Annotated in this window: 2 protein-coding genes; both read left to right on the top strand. The window is 71.9% G+C overall.

The window, feature by feature from the left end:
• The first annotated feature begins 157 nt into the window (after positions 1–157).
• Complete coding sequence (locus AB0J09_RS63820) at positions 158–1,216, top strand: MupA/Atu3671 family FMN-dependent luciferase-like monooxygenase (protein WP_360714130.1); 1,059 nt, start codon at positions 158–160, stop codon at positions 1,214–1,216.
• A complete protein-coding gene (locus AB0J09_RS63815; RefSeq protein ID WP_360714128.1) occupies positions 1,213–1,785 on the top strand; it encodes a condensation domain-containing protein in 573 nt (190 codons plus the stop codon). The genes AB0J09_RS63820 and AB0J09_RS63815 overlap by 4 nt, the downstream gene beginning before the upstream one ends.
• Positions 1,786–1,851: the final 66 nt, after the last annotated feature.

The following is a 1,851-nucleotide window of genomic DNA, read 5'->3' as shown; positions in this document are numbered from 1 at the left end:
TGGCGAGCCAGGGCCTGCCCGCCACCGCCGGGCAGCTCTTCTCCGCCCCGACCGTCGCCGAGCTGGCCACAGCGATGAAGCAGGCGCTGGAGCAGGCGCCCGGCATCGAACGCATCCCCAGAGCCCCGCGCATCCGCCCCCGGTGAGGAGCACACCCATGGACCTCAGTGTGATGTTCTTCGGCGCCGACGACGCGGACGCCGCCGGCCCGAACCCTACAACCGGCTCCGCCGGCCATGCCGCGAAATACGACGACATCCTGACGATCACCCGGGCCGCCGACCGACTCGGTTTCACCGCCGTCTGGACTCCGGAGCGGCACTTCCAGCAGGTCGGGCAGGTCTTCCCCAACCCTGCCGTGCTCAGCGCCGCGCTCGCCGTGGCCACGGAGCGCATCCACGTGCGGGCGGGCAGCCTCGTGCTCCCCCTCCACCACCCGCTGCGCGTCGCCGAGGACTGGGCCCTCGTGGACAACCTGTCACGCGGCCGGGCCGGCGTCTCGGTGGCGACCGGCTGGCACTCGAAGGACTTCGTGCTCGCCCCTGACGCCTTCGAGGACCGGCGTGCCCGGGCGTTCCGCGACATCGGGCTGCTGCGCAGGCTGTGGGCGGGCGAGGCGGCAGAGTTCACCGACGGCACGGGCGAGCGGGTGGCGGTGACGTCGCAGCCGCGCCCGTACTCCCCCGCCCTGCCGCTGTGGACCACGACCTCGGGCAGCCCGCAGACGTGGGAGGCGGCCGGGCGGATGCGCACGAACGTCCTCGGCGCCACCATCGGCCAGACCCGCGAGGAGTTAGCCGAGAAGATCCGCCTCTACCGCAAGGCCTACGACGAGGCACTCGAAGTGGACGGCACCCCGCCCAGGGGCACCGTCACGCTCATGGCCCACACCTACGTGGGCGTCACCGACGAGCAGGCCAGGGAGCGGGCGGGCGGGCCGCTCAAGGCGTACCTGAAGTCGTATGTGGCACAGACCGCCGCCAACAAGGACAAGAGGGCCGAGTCGCTCACCCCCGCGCAGCTGGACATCCTCACGGAGTTCGCGTTCCAGCGCTACCTGAGCTGGGGCAGTCTGCTGGGCTCCGCGGAGACGTGCCGCAAGAGCCTGGCCGACCTGGCCGACCTGGGCTGCGACGAGGTGGCCTGCTTCGTGGACTTCGGGCTCGGCGCCGACGAGGTGCTCGCCGGACTGGAAAGGCTGGCGAGCCTGTCATGAACAGCGCCGACCGCTTCGCCGCGCTCGGGGGCGAGCGCCGGGTGGAGCTGCTGCGCCGCCTCGTCGAGGCGGGCAAGCTCGACGCGATCCCCGACATCGTGCCCCCGCGCGACCCCGCGCGGCCCGTGCGGCTCAGTCCCGCCCAGGAGGACCTCTGGGTGTACGAGTCGCTCTATCCGGACACGGCAGCGCTCAACCTGTGCTGCTCGTACCACTTCGACACCCCCGTCGACCCGGCCGACCTGGAGGCGGCGCTGACCATCGTGCAGGAGCAGCACGACAGCCTGCGCATGCGGATCAAGGGCGAGGTCGGCGACCTGCGGGTGGACTTCCCGGCCGCGGAGCCGTTCAAGCTGGAGCGGCTCGACCTGCGCGGCACGGGCGTGAGCCTGCGCGAGGCGCTGCACGCCTTCAGCCGCCGCACGTTCGACCTCGACGGCGGGCGGCTGATCAGGGGGCAGTTCATCACCGTGGACGAGACGCGCTCCACGCTGGCGCTGGCCCTGCACCACATCGCCACCGACTGGTGGTCGTTCGACGCGACGACCTCGTCACCTCCTACGAACTGAACGAAGGGGCCGACACCGCCAAGATCGACGCCGAGGCGCAGACCCTGCGCACGTTCCTGCAGACCC

This window comes from Nonomuraea sp. NPDC049784 (assembly GCF_040659615.1).
Classification (GTDB): domain Bacteria; phylum Actinomycetota; class Actinomycetes; order Streptosporangiales; family Streptosporangiaceae; genus Nonomuraea.
Note: the sequence above shows the minus strand (reverse complement) of the source record. Positions and strands in the feature narration are given on the sequence as shown.

Coding starts and splice junctions, on each gene's coding strand:
- AB0J09_RS63815 (WP_360714128.1), top strand. CDS start 1,213: ATGAACAGCGCCGACCGCTTCGCCGCGCTCGGGGGCGAGCGCCGGGTG.
- AB0J09_RS63820 (WP_360714130.1), top strand. CDS start 158: ATGGACCTCAGTGTGATGTTCTTCGGCGCCGACGACGCGGACGCCGCC.